This window comes from Geodermatophilus sp. CPCC 206100, from assembly GCF_048569675.1.
GTDB lineage: Bacteria > Actinomycetota > Actinomycetes > Mycobacteriales > Geodermatophilaceae > Geodermatophilus.
Genome location: NZ_JAQISV010000003.1, coordinates 18,125 through 35,388 on the forward strand (window position 1 = coordinate 18,125; position 17,264 = coordinate 35,388).

Below are 17,264 nucleotides of genomic sequence, written 5' to 3' on the forward strand. Positions count from 1 at the left end.
CCCGGTCGGCGGCGCAGGGGGGTCAGGAGCCCGCGTGCTCCTCGGTCCCGGGCAGGTGGGTGCGCGCCCAGAGGGCCGCCGAGGTGCGGTCCCGGACGCCGATGCGCTGGAAGACGCTGGTCAGGTGCGCCTTCACGGTGCCCTCCCGGATCCCCAGCACGCGGGCGATCTGCTTGTTGGCCAGCCCGCGGCCCACGAGGGCGAGCACCTCCTGCTCCCGCTCGGTGAGCTCGGAGACCCGCGCGGGGCTGCGGCGGGCGTGCAGGACGGTGCGGGCCACCCGCGGGTCGAGGGGCGAGTGCCCGCGCGCGGTCGAGCGGATCGCGGTGAGCAGGTCGGCCGGCTCGGTGTCCTTGAGCACGTAACCCCCCGCGCCCGCGTCCAGGGCCTCCATCACCCGCTGCTGGTCGGAGAAGGAGGTGAGGACGAGCACCTCGACGTCCGGGTGCTCGGTGGTGATCCGCCGGGTCGCCTCGACGCCGTCCATCACCGGCATGGACAGGTCCATGAGGACGACGTGCGGCGCGAGCCGGGCCACCTGCTCCAGCGCCTCGGCCCCGTCGGCCGCCGCGCCGACCACCCGCATGTCGGGCTCCGCCGTGATCATCCCGGTCAGGCCGGAGCGCATGAGGGCGTGGTCGTCGACGACCAGGACGTCGATCACCGGTGCGGCACCTCCAGCCGCAGGCTGGTGCCGGCGCCCGGGGCGCTGCGCATCGCCAGCGCGGCGCCCTCGGTCGCGGCGAGGTCGGCCAGCAGCCGCAGGCCCAGGTGGCCACGGGTGGGATCGCCCACCGTCGGGCCGAGGTCGAAGCCGACGCCGTCGTCGACCACCTGCAGGACCAGACCGGCCCCGGCCCGCTCGACGACGACCGACACGGTGCGCGCTCGGGAGTGCTTGGCGACGTTGCGCAGCGCCTCCTGGACGGTGCGCAGGACCAGCGCCGCCGTGGCGGGGGAGGGCTCGAGGTCGTCGGCGACCGAGACCCGGACGTCCACCCCCCGCGGCCGCAGCCGCCCGGCGAGGTCGGCGAGCGCCAGCGGGAGGTCGTCGCGGTCGAGGTCGGGCGGGTAGATCTCCACCAGCAGCGAGCGCAGCGACCCCACCGACTCGCGCAGGGCGGCCGCGGCCTGTCCCAGCCCCTCGGCGAGCTCGTGCGGCACCTCCCGGGCCCGGTCGTCGCGCAGCCCGTCGGCGGCCCGGGCGACGAGCAGGGCCGACGCCGAGACGTCCTGCACGATGCCGTCGTGCAGGCTGCCGGCGATCCGGCGCCGCTCCTCGGTGGAGGCGTCCAGCGCCCGCGCCTGCAGCAGTTCCCGCTCCCGCTGGGCCGCGCGCAGCTGGGTGACCATGCGGTGGGCCAGCGGCAGCTGCACCGCCAGCAGGGTGAGGACGACGGCGACGGAGATGGGCGCGAACTCCGACCAGATCTCGAACTGCCGGGAGGTGGCCGCCTGGTACTCGGAGTAGGTCTCGAGGAGCAGCGGCCGGCCGTCGGGCCCGTTGATCTGGCGGTAGACCTCGAGCAGCCGGCCGAACGACCGCTCGTACCGGTTCTCCGGCCGGCTCAGGTCGCTGACCTCCGCCCGCGTGACGCCGTCCCGCAGCGCCTGCCGGTCGTCCTCGTCGAGCGTGTGGACCTGCCCGATCAGCCGCGGCTCGTCGGAGTAGAGGATCCGGCCGTCGCCGTTCCAGATCTTCACGCGGATGACGTCGGCCCGGGCCATCCGGTCCCGCATGCGGGCGTCGAAGTCGGCGAGGGCGTCCGGGTCGCCGGCGAGCAGCGGGGCGTTGAGGTTGGGCTCGACCAGGATCGCCGCGAGCAGGTCGGTCGTGCGGCGGGCGTCGGCCAGGGACTCGTTCTCCGCCGCCTCGACGGCCGCCCACACGCCGCCGCCGAGCAGCAGGAGGACCGCCACCAGGTTGGCGGCCACGAACCGGCCCACGACGCGCTGCACCGAGGGGGCCAGCGGCCGCCGGCGGGCGGAGCCGTCGACCAGCGGCACCCACGGCGGTCCACCCGCGGGCGGCGGCCGGACCTCGGCGTCCGCCGGCCTGGAGCTCGTCGCCATCCCTCACCCCCGTGCCGCGGCGCAGCTCGACCGTGCCGGTCGGGCCGTCGTCGGCAACGGAACGGGACCTTCCCGTTCCGACCTGCGGGGACGTTGTGTCACCCGGTGGGCGGGGTGCGCAAGAGTCCTGCGGCCCGCAGCTGGATCCGGCCCCGGCGTCAGCCGGTCACCCGGTGCCACAGGCGGTGGAGGGCTCCGTGCGGGGGCAGCTCCCGGGAGGTCTGCCACGGGAGGCTCGCCAGGGCGACGGTGAGGGACGCCCGGTCGAGCACCTCGGCCATCGACGTGGCCAGCGCGATCGGGTCGTCGGGCGGCACCACGAGGCCGTTCTCCCGGTGCCGGAGCACGTGCGGCGGGGCCGCGGCGGACGTCGCGACGACCGGCCGGGCGGCGTCCAGGGCCGCGACGAGCGCCGGCGACGGGTCGAACGACTCGCCGGAGCGGTGGGGGAACACCAGCAGCGCGCAGCCGTGCACCGCCGTCCGGACCGCGGCGTCCGGCAGGGCGCCGCAGAAGTCCACCCGGTCCTCGATGCCCAGGTACAGGGCGTGGTGCCCGAACACGCGGCCCAGCGGACCGCTGCCCACGATCTCCAGCCGCAGCTCCGGCCGGTCGTCGGCCAGCAGGCCGAAGGCGGTCAGCAGGACGTCGACCCCGCCGGCCGGCACGAGCGGCGCGACCGACAGCAGGGAGCGTGCACCGCGTCCCACGGACGTCGACATGCCGGGCTCCTCGGTTGAGTCGGTGCCTCCACTGGACCACCCGACCGGGCGGCGGCACACCTGGACACTGGTCCTACGACTCCGGGCACCGTGCGCAGTCGGCCGGTGGCCGTGCGGTGCTCCGGTCGCCGGACGCGCGGAACCGGCACCGGGGGTGCGCCGCTGCGCACCCCCGGCCGCCGGTCACTGGGTCGGCGGCTCGTCCTTGCCGGCCTCCTCGAGCTCGTCGGCCTCCTCCTTGGTCTTGTGCACCGCGCCGTCGGCGTGCTCCGGCGGGCCGTAGACGGTGTAGAGGACCAGCGGGTTGGGCCCGGTGTTGACGAAGTTGTGCTTCGTCCCGGCCGGGACGACGACCAGGTCGCCCTGCGCCACCTTCTTCTTGCTGCCCGAGATCTGCGCCTCGCCGGTGCCGCTCACGAAGGTGAGGATCTGGTCGATGTCCTCGTGCACCTCCTCGCCGATCTCCCCACCCGGCGGGATGGTCATGATGACCAGCTGGGTGTTCTTGCCGGTCCACAGCACGCGGCGGAAGTCGGCGTACTTCTCGGCCTCGGTCGCGATCGTGTAGTGGATGACGGACGCCATCGAGGGCGCTCCTCTCGTCGGTCGAGCACGGACGGACGGCCGGGTGCCCCGCGGGCCCCGGCGGACGGCGGTCCTCCTGCCCGGTGACGTGCGGAGTTAGTCGTCCCCCGGGGACCACGTCCGGGTGAGGGGACTCACCCGCGCCCGGGGGAAGAAACCGGGCCGCCGGGGCGTCGCCATGGAGGTGACGCCGCCGATCGCTGCCCGCCCGACGGTCCGCGGCTACACCGTGTGGCTGGTCGCCCTCGCCGCCTACGCGGTCGCCGTCTTCCACCGCGCCTCCCTCGGCGTCGCCGGGGTCGAGGCCCAGGAGCGCTTCTCCGCGGGCGCCTCGGCGATCTCGCTGTTCCTCGTGCTCCAGCTGGTGGTGTACGCCGGCATGCAGGTGCCGGTCGGGGTCGCGCTGGACCGCTTCGGCTCCCGCCGGCTGATCCTCGCTGGAGCGCTCACGATGGCCGCCGGGCAGGCGCTGCTCGCCCTGGCCGGGGACGTGCCGACCGCCGTCGCCGCGCGGGTGCTGGTCGGCGCCGGGGACGCGATGACCTTCGTCAGCGTGCTGCGGGTGATCGGCTTCTGGTTCCCTGGGCCGACCGTCCCGCTGATCACCCAGCTCACCGGCATGCTGGGGCAGTTCGGGCAGATCGTCGCCGCCTATCCGCTGGTCGCGCTGCTGCACTCCACCTCCTGGGAGAGCACCTTCCTCGGCGCGGCGGCGGTCGGCGTGCTGGTCGCCGTCCTGGTGGTGGTCGCGCTGCGCGACACCCCGCCGGGCACCGAGATCGCCCCGCCCAGCGGCCTGGCCGAGGTGCGCCGCAGCCTGGCCCTCACCTGGCGCGAGCCGGGCACCCGCATCGGGCTCTACACCCACCTGGTCACCCAGTTCTCCGGCACGGTGTTCGCGCTGCTGTGGGGCTATCCGTTCCTCGTCGTCGGGCAGGGGCGCAGCCCCGCGACGGCGGCCGCGCTGCTGACCCTGCTGGTGGTCGTCGGCATCCTCGTCGGCCCGATGCTCGGCCGGCTGTGCGGTCGCTGGCCGCTGCGCCGCTCGACGATGGTCTTCGCGATCCTGGTGCTCACCGCCGCCACCTGGACCGTGGTGCTGCTCTGGCCCGGCCCCGCGCCGCTGCCCGTCCTCGTGCTGCTGGTCGTCGTCCTCGGCACCAACGGCCCCGGCTCGATGATCGGCTTCGACTTCGCCCGCACCTGGAACCCGGCCGAGCGGCAGGGCAGCGCCAGCGGCGTGGTCAACGTGGGCGGCTTCGTCGCCTCGCTGCTCACCATCCTCGCCGTCGGCGCGGTCCTCGACGTGCTGACCCCCGGGTCCTCCACCGCCTACTCGCTGGACGCCTTCCGCGCCGCGTTCGCCGTCCAGTACCTGTTCTGGGCCATCGGGTTCGTCGGGGTGCTGCGGCACCGGCGGCAGCTGCGGGCGCGGCTGGCCGACGACGGCGTCGTCCTGGCGCCGCTGCGCGTCGCCGTGGGGGCGCGACTGCGGGGTGGGTCGGCCTACCGCTGACCCCGGCCGCCGGGTCCCCGGTGGCGGCCGGGAGTCCTGGCGAGCACGATCCCGACAGGCTCAGCAGCAGCCGCTCGGGAGGGGTGTCGTGGACGTCGTCGTGGGGCTGGACTCCGGGACGACGGCGACCAAGGCGGTCACCGCCGGCACCGACGGCCGGGTCCGCGACCTGGTCAGCGTCGCCTATCCGCTGTCCGTGCCCGCCCCCGGCCGCGCCGAGCTCGACGCCGGGCGGCTCGCCTCCGCCGCCGTCGAGGCGCTCGCCGCCGTCGCCGCCCGCGCCCGCGAGCGCGGCGACGCCGTGGTCGGCGTCAGCCTCAGCGCGGCCATGCACGGCCTGGTGCCGATGGACGACGACGGCGCCCCGCTGGGCCCGGTGCTGACCTGGGCGGACAACCGCGCGGGGCCGTGGGCCGCGGCGCTGGTGGCCGACGGGCGGGCCGGCGACCTGCACGCCCGGACCGGCACGCCGGTGCACGCCATGTCGCCGCTGGTGAAGCTGTCCTGGCTGCGCGCCGAGGACCCCGACCTGCTGGCCGGCACGCCGCGCTGGGGCGGGGTCAAGGAACTGGTGGTCGCCGCGCTGTGCGGCGGCCGGCAGGTCGTCGACCGGTCGTGCGCCTCCTGCACCGGGCTCTACGACATCCGCGCCGCCCGGTGGGACGACGAGGCGCTGGGCATCGCCGGCGTCCGGCCCGGCCAGCTCGGCGAGGTGCTGCCCACGACCGCCGTCCTGCCGGGCCTGCGCCCGGAGGTGGCCCGCGCCACGGGGCTGCCGGCCGGGCTGCCGGTGGTGCTCGGCGCCTCCGACGGCCCGCTGGCCAACCTGGGCATCGGCGCCGTCCGCCCCGACGTCGCCGCGGTCTCCCTGGGCACCAGCGGGGCGATGCGGGTCGTCGTCCCCGCGCCCACCGTGGACCCCGGGCGCCGGCTGTTCTGCTACGCGCTCACCGACGACCACTGGGTGGTCGGGGGCGCGGTGAACAACGGCGGTTCGGTGGTGCGCTGGGCGGCGCAGGCGCTGGCGGCCGGCGCCGGCGGCCCCGCGCCCGAGGGGGAGGACGCCGACGCGCTCGACGCCCGGCTGCTCGACGAGGCCGCCGGGGTCCCGCCGGGCAGCTCCGGGCTGCTGTGCCTGCCCTACCTGCTGGGCGAGCGGGCGCCGTGGTGGCGGTCGGGCCTGCGCGGGGCCTACCTCGGGCTGCGCCGCGAGCACCGCCGCCCGCACCTGGTCCGGGCCGCGGTGGAGGGCGTGTGCCAGCAGCTGGCGCTGGTCCGCGACGCGTTCGCCGCGACCGACCTGCCGGTCCGCGAGGTGCGGGCCACGGGCGGGGCGGTGGCGTCGTCGCTGTGGGTGCGCACGCTGGCCGCGGCGCTCGACCTCCCGGTGCGCGTGGCCGACTCGCCGGAGGGGACCGGTCTGGGCGCCTGCCTGCTGGGGCTGCACGCGCTGGAGGCGCTGCCCGACCTGGCCGCGGCGACCGCGCTGGTCGAGGTCGGCGACCCGGTGCTGCCCGACCCCGCCGAGGTCGCCGTCTACGCCCGCCTGCGCCCGCTGGTCGACCGCTCCACCCGGGCGCTCGCCGACGTCCTCGCGACGCTCGACGCGGTCGACGACATCGAACCGGTCCGACGCGAGGAAGGAGCACGATCATGAGAGGTGCCGCACGGGCGGCAGTCACCGGGCTGGCGGCGCTGGGCGCCGTCGCCGCGCGCGACCTGGTGCAGCGCGAGCACACCCTGCTGCGCAATTTCCCGCTGATCGGGCACGCGCGCTACCTGCTGGAGGCGATCGGCCCCGAGCTGCGCCAGTACCTGGTGGCCGGCAACAACGAGGAGCGGCCGTTCACCCGCGACCAGCGCCGCTGGGTGTACGCCTCGGCGAAGAAGGAGAACAACTACTTCGGCTTCGGCACCGACAACGACCTCGAGTACACCGCCGGCTACCCGGTGATCAACCACCGGACCTTCGGCCGGGCCGTCCCGCCGTCGGCCCCGTCCTCGGCGCACGACGTGCGGGTGCCGTCGGCGAAGGTGCTGGGCGGCCCGCGCGGCCGGGCGCACGCCTTCCGCCCGCCGTCGGTGGTCAACATCTCCGCGATGAGCTTCGGGTCGCTGTCCGGGGCGGCGGTGGAGGCGCTCAACCGCGGCGCGGCGCTGGCCGGTTGCCTGCAGAACACCGGCGAGGGCGGCATCTCGGTGCACCACCGGCACGGCGGCGAGCTGGTCTACCAGATCGGCACCGCCTACTTCGGCTGCCGGGACGAGCACGGCCGGTTCGACCTCGATCGGCTCAAGGACCTCGTCGCCGGAGCCCCCGTCCGGGCGCTGGAGATCAAGCTCAGCCAGGGCGCCAAGCCGGGGCTGGGCGGCGTCCTGCCCGCGGCCAAGGTGTCCGCGGAGATCGCCGCGGCCCGCGGCGTGTCCGAGGGGGTGGACTGCATCAGCCCGTCCCGGCACGCGGAGTTCTCCGACACCGACAGCCTGCTCGACTGGGTCGAGCTGCTCGCGGCCGAGACCGGGCTGCCGGTGGGCATCAAGTCAGCCGTCGGCGACATGACGTTCTGGCACGAGCTGACCGACCTCATGGCGCGGACCGGCCGCGGGGTGGACTTCGTGACCGTCGACGGCGGGGAGGGCGGCACCGGCGCGGCGCCGCTGATCTTCACCGACTCGGTCTCGCTGCCCTTCCAGCTCGGCTTCGCGCGGGTCTACGCGACGTTCGCGCAGGCCGGCCTGCACGAGCAGGTCACGTTCATCGGCGCGGGCAAGCTGGGGCTGCCCGACAACGCGATCGTGGCGTTCGCGCTGGGCTGCGACATGGTCAACGTCGGCCGGGAGGCGATGTTGGCGATCGGCTGCATCCAGGCGCAGAAGTGCCACACCGACACCTGCCCGACCGGCGTCGCGACGCAGAACGCCTGGCTCGCGCACGGCCTGGACCCGCAGCTGAAATCGGTGCGGGTGGCCAACTACATCGAGACGCTGCGCCGGGACCTGTTCAAGGTGGCCGAGGCCTGCGGCGTGGAGCACCCGGGCCTGATCCGGTCCGACACGGTGGAGATCCTCGACGGCCGCACCAGCTCCACGCCGCTCGGCGAGGTCTACGGCTACCGGCCGGAGTGGGGCCTGCCCTCGGCCGCGGACCAGGCAGAGGTGGTCCGTCTCCTGGCCGGGGACGCGCCCCAGGGCGGCTCCGCCCCGGCGTCCCCCGACGCCGTCGGCTGAACCGGCCGGCGAGGCAGAGGAAGCTCTTCCTGCGTCAGGGCGGCTCTGACGTGGGGATCGCTTCCTCCACCTCGGCCACCTCGGCCACCTCGCCGTCATGCCTCGCCGCGGAGGAGCTCCTCGAAGGAGGGGACGTCCGCGAAGGGGTCCACCGGACGGCGCTCGGTGGCCCGCCCGGCGACCAGGTCGGCCAGCTCGCCGGCCGCCCGGTCGATGCGCGTGGCCAGCGCCCGGTCGACGCCCCCGGCGCCGGCCCAGTCCTCCGGGGCGGCGAAGACCCCGGTGGGGACGGCGATCGCGCGCAGGTAGGCGAACAGCGGCCGCAGGGCGTGCTCGACCACCAGTGAGTGCCGAGCCGTGCCGGCGGTGGCCCCGAGCAGCACCGGCATGCCGGTGAGCGCGTCCTTGTCCAGGACGTCGACGAACGTCTTGAACAGGCCGCTGTAGGAGGCGGAGAACACCGGGGTCACCGCGATCAGCCCGTCGGCCCCGACCACGGTGTCGATCGCGGCCCGCAGCGGAGCGCTGGGGAAGCCGGTGACGAGGTGGTCGGCGAGGTCGCGGGCGTGCTCGCGCAGCTCGACGACCTCGACGGTGGCGTCGTCCCCACGGGCCCGCAGGGCCGCCACGGTGGCGGCGGTCAGCCGGTCGGCCAGCAGCCGGGTGGACGACGGGGTGGACAGGCCGGCGCTGACGACGGCGAGGGTGCGGGTGCTCATCGGGCCGGGACCTCCTCGGCGTCGCGCGCGTCGCGGGCGGCGACGAGGGAGGCGTGGGTGGGGGCGTCGGGCACGTGCGCCGGCCGGCGGGCGGCGAACTCGCGGCGCAGCACCGGCACGACCTCCTCGCCCAGGAGGTCCAGCTGCTCGAGCACGGTCTTCAACGGCAGCCCGGCGTGGTCGACGAGGAACAGCTGCCGCTGGTAGTCCCCGACGTAGTCGCGGAAGCCCAGGGTGCGCTCGATGACCTGCTGCGGGCTGCCGACGGTCAGCGGGGTCTCCCGGCTGAAGTCCTCCAGCGACGGGCCGTGCCCGTAGACCGGGGCGTTGTCGAAGTACGGCCGGAACTCCGCCACCGCGTCCTGCGAGTTCCGGCGCATGAACACCTGGCCGCCCAGCCCGACGATCGCCTGGTCGGCGGACCCGTGACCGTGGTGCTCGAAGCGCTGCCGGTAGAACTCGACCATCCGCTGGGTGTGCTCCTTGGGCCAGAAGATGTGGTTGGAGAAGAACCCGTCGCCGTAGAAGGCGGCCTGCTCGGCGATCTGCGGCGAGCGGATCGAGCCGTGCCAGACGAACGGTGCGACGCCGTCCAGCGGGCGCGGGGTGGAGGTGAAGCCCTGCAGCGGCGTGCGGAACCGGCCCGACCAGTCCACGACGTCCTCGGTCCACAGCTTCCGCAGCAGCGCGTAGTTCTCCACCGCCAGCGGGATGCCGTTGCGGATGTCCTGCCCGAACCAGGGGTAGACCGGGCCGGTGTTGCCGCGGCCCAGCATCAGGTCGACGCGGCCGCCGGCGAGGTGCTGCAGCATCGCGTAGTCCTCGGCGATCTTCACCGGGTCGTTGGTGGTGATCAGCGTGGTGGCCGTCGACAGCTGCAGGCGGGTGGTCTGCGCGGCGATGTACGCCAGCGTCGTGGTGGGCGAGCTGGAGAAGAACGGCGGGTTGTGGTGCTCACCCAGGGCGACCACGTCGAGGCCGACCTCCTCGGCCTTCTTCGCGATCGTGACGACCGCCTGGATCCGCTCCGCCTCGCTCGGCGTGCGGCCGGTCGTGGGGTCGGTCGTGATGTCGCTGACCGTGAAGATGCCGAACTGCATGTCGGGCTCCGTGTGGTTGAGAGTGCAACTACTGTTCCCTGTAACACGCGTGCGTGTCCCGCTGTTCCGGGTCTTCCTCGCACGCTCCGTCACCTCGTCGAGACCCTCCGCAGCGCTGAGTGATCATCTCGGCACGGGGCGGTGAACGACACCCGTGTTGCTCTCGCGTCGCACGGCGGCGGAGCCGGGCACCCGGCAGGGTCGGGGACGCTGCAGTCGCTGTAGCCGATCGGGGGAGGCCGGGGATGGTCGAGCAGGGCGAAGGGGACGTCGACCCCACCGGGGAGTCGGCCGGGCTCGCGGCGCTGTTCGAGCCGCGACCGCGGTTCCGCCGGCGGCTGCGCGGCTACGACCGGGCCGACGTCGACGACTACGTCGCCTGGGTGGAGAGCGAGCTGCTCGTCCGTCCGGTGCCGGGAACCAGTGGGATCCGGTGCAGTCGCTGTAACGACGCCGCCGTCCCTGCCCCTCCCGTACCGGCCCTGGCGGTCGCGGACGCGGAGCAGCGCGACGCGGTGCTGCTCGTCGGCGCGATGCGCGAGCTGCTCCGGCTGGCCGAGGTGCGGGCGGCCGAGGTGGTCGCCGAGGCCGAGCGGGACGCCGAGCAGGTCCGCGCGACCGCCCGGGCCGAGGCCGAGGCGCGGCTGGGCAACGTGTCCGACCTGCGGAACGCCGCCCTCGAGCGGGTCCGCCGGCAGGCCGAGGAGCTGCTCCGGGAGGCCGCCGCGGAGCGGGCGCGCCTGCAGGAGGAGGCGGCCGCCGCCGCTGCCGAACTCGCCGACCTCCGTCGTCGGCAGGACGACGCCCGCGAGTCCCTGCGCCTCCTGACCGACAGCCTCGGTGCCGCGCTGGAGGGCTCGCCCGCCGTCGGGCCCGACCGGGCGGCGTCCGACGCCCCGCGCGGCGGGGCCGTGCGGCTCACCGGGAACGTGGTGCTCACCGAGCCCCGGGAGCCGGTCGCCGGTTGAGCGGAGCCGGCGCCCACCGCGACACAGCTCACGGTGCCGATGTGACGGCCGGGATTGTCACGGGACGGTAACGGCCCCTACGGTGGCTCTCGTCCGCCTGGTCGTCTCTCCCCACACGGGGAGCCTGGGTGGACGCCGCCGAGTCGTGTCCGCAGCCGTGGCCACGAGCCGGGGACCCACCGCAGCACTGGGGTGAGTCCGGCCTGCCGAGCGTCGCTCGGAGGGCCGGTAGGGCGCCTTCCCGCCCGAACCCGTCAGCTAACCCGGTAGGCGGCCACGGAAGAAACGGAGAGTCTCCGCATGCCCCGCCCCCGGGCCCTCGCGGCTCGCAGGGACACCCGGCCGCGCGCACCTCGCGCCTCCTCCCGGCCCGCTGATCCCGCCTGACCGCGCCCGCCGGTCTCCCGCGTCACTTCCCGACGCCGCCGGCGCACCCACCCCCAGCCCGCGCCGCCCTGGGCTGCCCCCCGCACCGCGGAGGGTCGGCCCGCGCGCACTCTCGCCCCGGAGCACCCACACCCGATGATCGACCGCACCCAGCAGTTCCCCGCCGTCCAGGCGGACACCGCCGAGTTCCCCACCCCCGAGCTCGGTGCCCAGCGCCCGACCCGCCGGCGCGTGCACCTGCCGGCCAAGGGTCGCCGCCCGGCCTTCCTGCTGGCCGCGGCCGCCGCCGGGGCCGTCGTGGTGAACCTGCTCGCCGGCGGCCAGCCGCCGGCCGAGGCCGAGACCAGCACGGTCAGCGCCTCGCACAGTGTCGCCGAGGCCCTCGGTATCGCGCCGCAGGCCGCGGCCGAGGCGCCGACCGCCGAGGTGGCTCCCGACGACTTCGCCTCGCTCGAGGACCTGGCCGCCTCCCGCGGCGAGCGCGAGGCCGCCGAGGCCAGCGCGGCCCAGGCCCAGGCCGCCGCCGAGCAGGCCGAGCGGGACCGGCTGGAGGCCGAGCGGCTCGCCGCCGAGCAGGCCGAGCGCGACCGGCTGGAGGCCGAGCGGGTCGCCGCCGAGCGCGCCGCCCAGGAGGCCGCCGAGCGCGAGGCCGCTGAGCGCGCCGCCCGAGAGGCCGAGCGGGCGCCGGCCGCTCCCGCTGCGAGCGGCGGCTCGTCCTCCGCTCCCAGCGGCTCCTTCAAGGAGTACGCCATGTCCAAGGTCGGCAGCGCGGACCAGTTCAGCTGCCTGGAGAACCTGTGGGGCAAGGAGAGCGGCTGGAACCCCAACGCGCAGAACCCGACCAGCACCGCCTACGGCATCCCGCAGTTCCTCAACTCGACGTGGGCCGGCACCGGCATCGCCAAGACCTCGGACGGCTACCGGCAGATCGACGCCGGGCTGATCTACATCGAGAACCGGTACGGCAGCCCCTGCGCGGCCTGGGCGCACTCGAAGGCCAACAACTGGTACTAGAAGGACCCCCCTGCCCCCCGCCGCTCGCGGGCTCGCGGCGGGGGGCAGGGGGGCCGCCCGTCCTCCCCACCCCTCGCACCCTCAGGGGGGGGCCCTGGGCGGGGGCTCAGGTGCCGAGGCGGGACCCCGTCCTCCGGGGCGGTGACCTGACCCGGGCGGATGGTGGACTGGCCGGCGTGAGATCCGTCCCCGCCGGGTTCGTCCGCGCCCACACCCAGGTCCAGCGACCGTCCTCGGTCCCGGAGGTCCGGCTGCACGTGGCCGAGGACGTCGTCGCCCTCTGGGAGGCGATGGAGACCGCGGAGGGCGGCGCCGGCCAGGCGCCGCCCTTCTGGGCTGCGGCGTGGCCGGGCGGCCAGGCGCTGGCCCGGTTCGTGCTCGACACCCCGGAGGTGGTGGCCGGCCGGGCGGTGCTCGACCTCGGGACGGGCAGCGGCCTGGTCGCCATCGCCGCCCTCCGGGCCGGCGCCCGCTCGGTGCTGGCCAGTGACGTCGACCCGTTCAGCCGGACGGCGGTCGTCGTCAACGCGGCCCTCAACGGCGTGGGCGGGGTGGGCGTGGCCGGCGACGTGCTCGACGGTGACCTGCCCGGCATCGAGGTCGTGCTCGCGGGGGACGTCTGCTACGACCGGGAGATGACCGAGCGGGTGCTGCCGTTCCTCGACCGCGCCCGCGCGCGCGGCTGCGAGGTGCTGGTCGGGGACCCCGGCCGGCCCTACCTGCCGCACGAGCGGCTGGTGGCGGCCGCCGTCTACGACATCCCCGAGACCGAGGGCCCCGGGCTGCGGCGGACGACGGTGTGGCGGCTGCCGTGACCGGTCCGGCGCCGGCCCCCGGCCGCGGCCGCCGCGCGCGCCGGCCCTCCGGCGACGACCGCGAGCGCGCCCTCCTGGCCACCGCCGAGGCGCTGCTGGCGCAGCGGCCGCTCGCCGAGATCTCCGTCGACGACCTCGCCCGCGGCGCGGGGATCTCCCGGCCGACGTTCTACTTCTACTTCGCCTCCAAGGACGCCGTCGTCCTCGCGCTGCTGGACCGGGTGGTGGCCGAGGCGCACGCGCTGCGGTCGGCCGCCCTCGCCGGTGCCGGCGGCGACGCGCGGGCCGGCTGGCGGGCGGCGCTGGTCGCCGTGCGCGACACCTTCACCGCGCACCGGGCGCTGACCGCGGCGGCGACCCAGCTGCTGGCCGGCAGTGCCGAGGTCCGCGAGCTGTGGGCCCGGGTGATGGAGGGCTTCGTCGCCGAGACCGCGGCCGCCATCGAGGCCGAGCGGGCCCGGGGGGCGGCGCCCGGCGGGCCCCCGGCGCGGGACCTCGCCGTCGCCCTGAACTGGATGAACGAGCGGGTCATCCAGGGCACGCTCGCCGGCCAGCAGCCCGCCGTCGGGGAGGCGGACCTCATCGACGTCCTGCTCACCGTCTGGTTGCGCGCCATCTACGGCACCGACGAGCCGTCGAGGTGATCGACACCGTGTCGACTACCGTGGTGCCGGTCACCGGCCGAGCAGGGGGAGCGCCATGACCGACACCACCGCGCACGTCGACGTGCTGATCGTGGGGGCCGGGCTCTCCGGCATCGGGGCCGCCTGCCACCTGCAGCGGAGGTGTCCGGGCCTGAGCTACACGGTCCTCGAGTCGCGCGAGGCGATCGGCGGCACGTGGGACCTGTTCCGCTACCCGGGCGTCCGGTCGGACTCGGACATGTTCACCCTCGGCTACACGTTCCGGCCCTGGACCCAGCCGCGGGCGATCGCCGACGGCGCGACGATCCGCGGCTACGTGCAGGACACCGCCCGCGAGCACGGCGTGGACCGGCACATCCGGTTCTCGCACCGGGTCGTCTCCGCCGAGTGGTCCACCGCCGAGGCGCGCTGGACGGTGACCGCGGAGCGCACCGACACGGGGGAGACCGTCCGGCTGACCTGCTCCTGGCTGTCGGTCTGCTCCGGCTACTACCGCTACGACGAGGGCTACCGGCCGCGGTTCCCCGGCGAGGAGCGCTTCCGGGGGCCGATCGTGCACCCGCAGCACTGGCCCGCCGACCTGGACCACGCCGGCAAGCGGGTCGTCGTCGTCGGCAGCGGCGCGACCGCGGTCACCCTGGTGCCGACCATGGCGGAGACCGCCGCGCACGTGACGATGCTGCAGCGGACCCCCAGCTACGTGCTGGCGCTGCCCGGCCGCGACCCGCTGGCCGACGCCCTGCGCCGCCGGCTGCCGGCGCGCGCGGTCTACCCGCTCGTGCGGTGGAAGAACGTGCTGGTCTCCATGGCCTCCTACCAGTTCAGCCGCCGGCGGCCGGCCGCCATGCGGCGGTTCATCCAGAACCTGGCCCGCAAGCAGCTGCCGGCCGGGTTCGACGTCGAGACCCACTTCGGCCCGCCCTACGACCCGTGGGACCAGCGGCTGTGCCTGGTCCCCGACGGCGACCTGTTCCGCTCGATCCGCGAGGGCCGCGCCGACATCGTGACCGACCGGATCGCGACGTTCACCGAGACCGGGATCGCGCTGGAGTCCGGCGCCGAGCTCGAGGCCGACGTCGTCGTCACCGCCACCGGGCTGAACCTGCTGCCCATCGGCGGCATGACCCTCACCGTGGACGGCGAGCCGGTCGAGCTGTCGGAGCGGGTGTCCTACAAGGGCATGATGATCTCCGGCGTGCCGAACTTCGCGATGACCATCGGCTACACCAACGCCTCCTGGACCCTCAAGGCCGACCTGGTCGCCGGCTACGTCTGCCGGCTGCTCGACCACATGCGCGCCCGCGGGCTGGCCACGTGCACCCCGGTCGCACCGCCCGGCGGCGGCACCGAGCCGTTCATCGGGCTGAGCTCCGGCTACGTGCAGCGCAGCCTCGCCGCGCTGCCCCGGCAGGGCGCCCGCGCACCCTGGCGGCTGTACCAGAACTACGTGCGCGACGTGTGGCTCATGCGCCACGGCCCGCTCGAGGACGCCGGCGTGCGGTTCGCCGCCCGGCCGGCGTCCCCCGTCGCCGCGGAGGTGGCCGCGTGAGGCTCGCGCCCTACGACTTCGCCGGCGGGACGGCGGTCGTCACCGGCGCGGCCGGTGGCATCGGCGCCGCGCTGGCGCACGGCCTCGCGCTGCGCGGCAGCTCCCTCGTGCTGCTCGACCGGGACGCCGACGGGCTGGCGACCGTGGCCCGGGGGATCGGCGCCGCGCACCCCGGGCTCCCGGTCACCACCCACCGGGTCGACCTGTCCGACGCCGCGGACACCCGGCGGGTCGCCGACGTCCTCGTCACCGGCCACCCCGAGGTCACCCTGCTGGTGAACAACGCCGGGGTCGCCCTCGGCGGGCGGTTCGACCAGGTGACCCTCGAGGAGTTCGAGTGGGTCCAGGAGGTCAACCTGCGCGCCGTGGTCCGGCTCACGCACGCCCTGCTGCCCACGCTCAAGGCGCACCCCGGCTCGCACCTGGTGAACGTCTCCAGCCTGTTCGGGCTGATCGCCCCGGCCGGCCAGGCGGCCTACGCGACCAGCAAGTTCGCCGTCCGCGGGTTCACCGAGGCGCTGCGGCACGAGCTGGCCGCCGACGGCGTCGGCGTCACCTGCGTGCACCCCGGCGGCATCCGCACCCGGATCGCCGCGGACGCCCGCGTCGGCTCGGGCGTGCCGGCCGCGGAGGGCGAGCGCGGCAAGCACGAGTTCGACCGGCTGCTCCGGATGGACCCGGCGCAGGCGGCGGAGGTCATCCTCACCGCGGTGCAGCGGCGGCGCCCGCGGCAGCTCGTGGGCTGGAGCGCCGTCGTCCCCGACCTGCTGGCCCGCCTGGCGCCCGGCGCGCACGGCCGGCTGTTGGCGGCGCTGGCGCGGCGCTGACGGGGTAGGGACCGGCGGTGGCCGTGCACATCGGGACGTCGGGCTGGAGCTACGACCACTGGGACGGCGTGCTGTACCCGCCGGGCACCCCACCCCGGGACCGGCTGGCGCACTACGGAGCCCGCTTCGGCACCGTCGAGCTCAACGCGAGCTTCTACCGCTGGCCGCGGACGGCGACGTTCGCCGGCTGGCGCCGCCGCCTGCCGCCGGGCTTCCAGCTCTCGGTCAAGGCACCGCGGGGGCTCACCCACGCCAAGCGCCTGTACGCGCCGGAGGTCTGGGTGGAGCGGCTGGTCGCCTGCTGGCACGAGCTGGGCGACCGCCGGGCGGTGCTGCTGGTCCAGCTGCACCCGGCGCACGAACGGGACGACGAGCGGCTGCGGTACTTCCTGGGCCTGCTGCCGGACTGGATGCGGGTGGCCGTGGAGTTCCGGCACCCCAGCTGGCACGTGGACGAGGTGTTCGCGCTGCTGGAGCGGTACGGCGCGGCCTACTGCGTGATGAGCGGCGCCGGGCTGCCCTGCGTGCTGCGGGCGACCGCGCCGTTCGTGTACCTGCGGCTGCACGGGCCCGACGCCGTGCACCTCTACGCCGGCTCCTACCCCGATCCCGACCTGCGCTGGTGGGCCGACCGGGTGGGGGAGTGGGCCGGGGCCGGCCGCGACGTGTACGCCTACTTCAACAACGACGGGCACGGGCACGCCGTCCGCAACGCCGAGACGCTGCGCGCCCTCGTCACGGGGTGACCCGGGTGCGGCGGGCGGCCCGGACGGCGAGCAGCCCGTAGCCGACGGCGTTGGGCAGCAGCGCGACGGTGTAGATCCCGGCCTGCACCGCGGGACTGCCGACGTCCAGGCCCAGCGGGGCGAACACGAAGTGGCCGAGGAAGCCCCCGGTGTAGACCTCCCCGCCGGCCCGCTCCCGCAGCGCCAGCTCCCACTCGGTGAGCGGGCACGGCGCACCCGCGAGGTGCACCGCCAGGATCGCCGCGGCCACGGGGGCGTGCAGCAGCACCAGCCGGGGCCACCGCAGCGCCAGCAGCGCGCCGGTGAGCAGGAGGCCGACGGCGAGCCCGTGCACGACGGCGACGGCGTACGCCCAGGACACGCCCCCAGCG

General features: G+C 75.6%; 17 protein-coding genes and 1 riboswitch. Of the genes, 10 read left to right on the forward strand and 7 right to left on the reverse strand.

Translation table 11 applies throughout. The annotated features are described in order from the left end of the window. Nucleotides 1-22: 22 nt before the first annotated feature. The 4 genes from PGN05_RS00645 to PGN05_RS00660 form a co-directional block, all read right to left on the reverse strand. Nucleotides 23-664 carry a response regulator gene (locus PGN05_RS00645; protein WP_419750265.1) on the reverse strand — a complete coding sequence of 214 codons (642 nt, stop codon included), beginning with the start codon at nt 662-664 and terminating at the stop codon, nt 23-25. Further along, on the reverse strand, nt 661-2,007 hold the full coding sequence (locus PGN05_RS00650; protein WP_419750267.1) for a sensor histidine kinase: 1,347 nt from the start codon (nt 2,005-2,007) through the stop codon (nt 661-663). Before PGN05_RS00650 ends, PGN05_RS00645 begins: the two co-directional genes overlap by 4 nt. A 224-nt stretch (nt 2,008-2,231) precedes the next feature. Beyond that, entirely contained in the window at nt 2,232-2,795 is a 564-nt protein-coding gene (locus tag PGN05_RS00655; protein WP_419750268.1) for a glycosyltransferase, read from the reverse strand. 183 nt (nt 2,796-2,978) lie between these two features. Further along, nucleotides 2,979-3,380 carry a cupin domain-containing protein gene (locus PGN05_RS00660; protein WP_419750269.1) on the reverse strand — a complete coding sequence of 134 codons (402 nt, stop codon included), beginning with the start codon at nt 3,378-3,380 and terminating at the stop codon, nt 2,979-2,981. Nucleotides 3,381-3,504: 124 nt separating this feature from the next. On the opposite strand from PGN05_RS00660, the gene PGN05_RS00665 reads away from it, so the two are divergent. The 3 genes from PGN05_RS00665 (at nt 3,505) to PGN05_RS00675 (ending at nt 8,124) form a co-directional block, all read left to right on the forward strand. Continuing rightward, nucleotides 3,505-4,896: an MFS transporter gene (locus PGN05_RS00665; protein ID WP_419750270.1), complete on the forward strand. Its 1,392-nt coding sequence runs from the start codon at nt 3,505-3,507 to the stop codon at nt 4,894-4,896. 88 nt (nt 4,897-4,984) lie between these two features. Next, complete coding sequence (locus tag PGN05_RS00670; protein ID WP_419750272.1) at nt 4,985-6,553, forward strand: FGGY family carbohydrate kinase; 1,569 nt, start codon at nt 4,985-4,987, stop codon at nt 6,551-6,553. After that, the gene (locus PGN05_RS00675) at nt 6,550-8,124 is read left to right on the forward strand and encodes an FMN-binding glutamate synthase family protein (RefSeq protein ID WP_419750274.1); all 1,575 of its coding nucleotides are present in this window, start codon (nt 6,550-6,552) and stop codon (nt 8,122-8,124) included. The genes PGN05_RS00670 and PGN05_RS00675 overlap by 4 nt, the downstream gene beginning before the upstream one ends. 95 nt (nt 8,125-8,219) lie before the next feature. Here PGN05_RS00675 and PGN05_RS00680 read toward each other — a convergent pair whose 3' ends face one another. Both PGN05_RS00680 and PGN05_RS00685 read right to left on the reverse strand, forming a co-directional pair. Then, a complete protein-coding gene (locus PGN05_RS00680) occupies nt 8,220-8,843 on the reverse strand; it encodes an FMN reductase (RefSeq protein ID WP_419750275.1) in 624 nt (207 codons plus the stop codon). Next, nucleotides 8,840-9,943, reverse strand: a complete 1,104-nt coding sequence (locus tag PGN05_RS00685; protein ID WP_419750277.1) for an LLM class flavin-dependent oxidoreductase — start codon at nt 9,941-9,943, stop codon at nt 8,840-8,842. The genes PGN05_RS00680 and PGN05_RS00685 overlap by 4 nt, the downstream gene beginning before the upstream one ends. A gap of 245 nt (nt 9,944-10,188) precedes the next feature. Between PGN05_RS00685 and PGN05_RS00690 the strand changes: the two genes are divergently transcribed. The 7 genes from PGN05_RS00690 to PGN05_RS00720 all read left to right on the forward strand — a co-directional run bounded on the left by PGN05_RS00690 (nt 10,189) and on the right by PGN05_RS00720 (nt 16,893). Beyond that, nucleotides 10,189-10,911: a hypothetical protein gene (locus PGN05_RS00690; RefSeq protein WP_419750279.1), complete on the forward strand. Its 723-nt coding sequence runs from the start codon at nt 10,189-10,191 to the stop codon at nt 10,909-10,911. A gap of 126 nt (nt 10,912-11,037) precedes the next feature. Continuing rightward, nucleotides 11,038-11,199: riboswitch (cyclic di-AMP (ydaO/yuaA leader) on the forward strand. Between the two features lie 234 nt (nt 11,200-11,433). After that, a complete protein-coding gene (locus PGN05_RS00695) occupies nt 11,434-12,312 on the forward strand; it encodes a lytic transglycosylase domain-containing protein (protein WP_419750281.1) in 879 nt (292 codons plus the stop codon). Between the two features lie 176 nt (nt 12,313-12,488). Further along, the gene (locus PGN05_RS00700) at nt 12,489-13,127 is read left to right on the forward strand and encodes a class I SAM-dependent methyltransferase (protein ID WP_419750283.1); all 639 of its coding nucleotides are present in this window, start codon (nt 12,489-12,491) and stop codon (nt 13,125-13,127) included. Next, on the forward strand, nt 13,124-13,771 hold the full coding sequence (locus tag PGN05_RS00705) for a TetR/AcrR family transcriptional regulator (protein ID WP_419750284.1): 648 nt from the start codon (nt 13,124-13,126) through the stop codon (nt 13,769-13,771). Before PGN05_RS00700 ends, PGN05_RS00705 begins: the two co-directional genes overlap by 4 nt. Nucleotides 13,772-13,826: 55 nt before the next feature. Next, nucleotides 13,827-15,320 carry a flavin-containing monooxygenase gene (locus tag PGN05_RS00710; RefSeq protein WP_419750285.1) on the forward strand — a complete coding sequence of 498 codons (1,494 nt, stop codon included), beginning with the start codon at nt 13,827-13,829 and terminating at the stop codon, nt 15,318-15,320. After that, nucleotides 15,317-16,147, forward strand: coding sequence for an SDR family NAD(P)-dependent oxidoreductase (locus tag PGN05_RS00715; RefSeq protein WP_419750286.1), 831 nt, complete (start codon nt 15,317-15,319; stop codon nt 16,145-16,147). Before PGN05_RS00710 ends, PGN05_RS00715 begins: the two co-directional genes overlap by 4 nt. Nucleotides 16,148-16,164: 17 nt before the next feature. Then, nucleotides 16,165-16,893: a DUF72 domain-containing protein gene (locus PGN05_RS00720; protein WP_419750287.1), complete on the forward strand. Its 729-nt coding sequence runs from the start codon at nt 16,165-16,167 to the stop codon at nt 16,891-16,893. Here PGN05_RS00720 and PGN05_RS00725 read toward each other — a convergent pair. Continuing rightward, nucleotides 16,883-17,254 (reverse strand): DUF2784 domain-containing protein, encoded by a 372-nt coding sequence (locus tag PGN05_RS00725; protein ID WP_419750288.1) that lies wholly within the window; start codon nt 17,252-17,254, stop codon nt 16,883-16,885. The two genes, PGN05_RS00720 and PGN05_RS00725, sit on opposite strands and share 11 nt — an antisense overlap. Nucleotides 17,255-17,264: the final 10 nt, after the last annotated feature.

What these genes read in the sequence shown, in the direction of transcription:
- PGN05_RS00655 (WP_419750268.1), bottom strand. Translation starts at nt 2,795, where the DNA reads ATGTCGACGTCCGTGGGACGCGGTGCACGCTCCCTGCTGTCGGTCGCG.
- PGN05_RS00660 (WP_419750269.1), bottom strand. Translation starts at nt 3,380, where the DNA reads ATGGCGTCCGTCATCCACTACACGATCGCGACCGAGGCCGAGAAGTAC.
- PGN05_RS00675 (WP_419750274.1), top strand. Translation starts at nt 6,550, where the DNA reads ATGAGAGGTGCCGCACGGGCGGCAGTCACCGGGCTGGCGGCGCTGGGC.
- PGN05_RS00680 (WP_419750275.1), bottom strand. Translation starts at nt 8,843, where the DNA reads ATGAGCACCCGCACCCTCGCCGTCGTCAGCGCCGGCCTGTCCACCCCG.
- PGN05_RS00685 (WP_419750277.1), bottom strand. Translation starts at nt 9,943, where the DNA reads ATGCAGTTCGGCATCTTCACGGTCAGCGACATCACGACCGACCCCACG.
- PGN05_RS00690 (WP_419750279.1), top strand. Translation starts at nt 10,189, where the DNA reads ATGGTCGAGCAGGGCGAAGGGGACGTCGACCCCACCGGGGAGTCGGCC.
- PGN05_RS00695 (WP_419750281.1), top strand. Translation starts at nt 11,434, where the DNA reads ATGATCGACCGCACCCAGCAGTTCCCCGCCGTCCAGGCGGACACCGCC.
- PGN05_RS00710 (WP_419750285.1), top strand. Translation starts at nt 13,827, where the DNA reads ATGACCGACACCACCGCGCACGTCGACGTGCTGATCGTGGGGGCCGGG.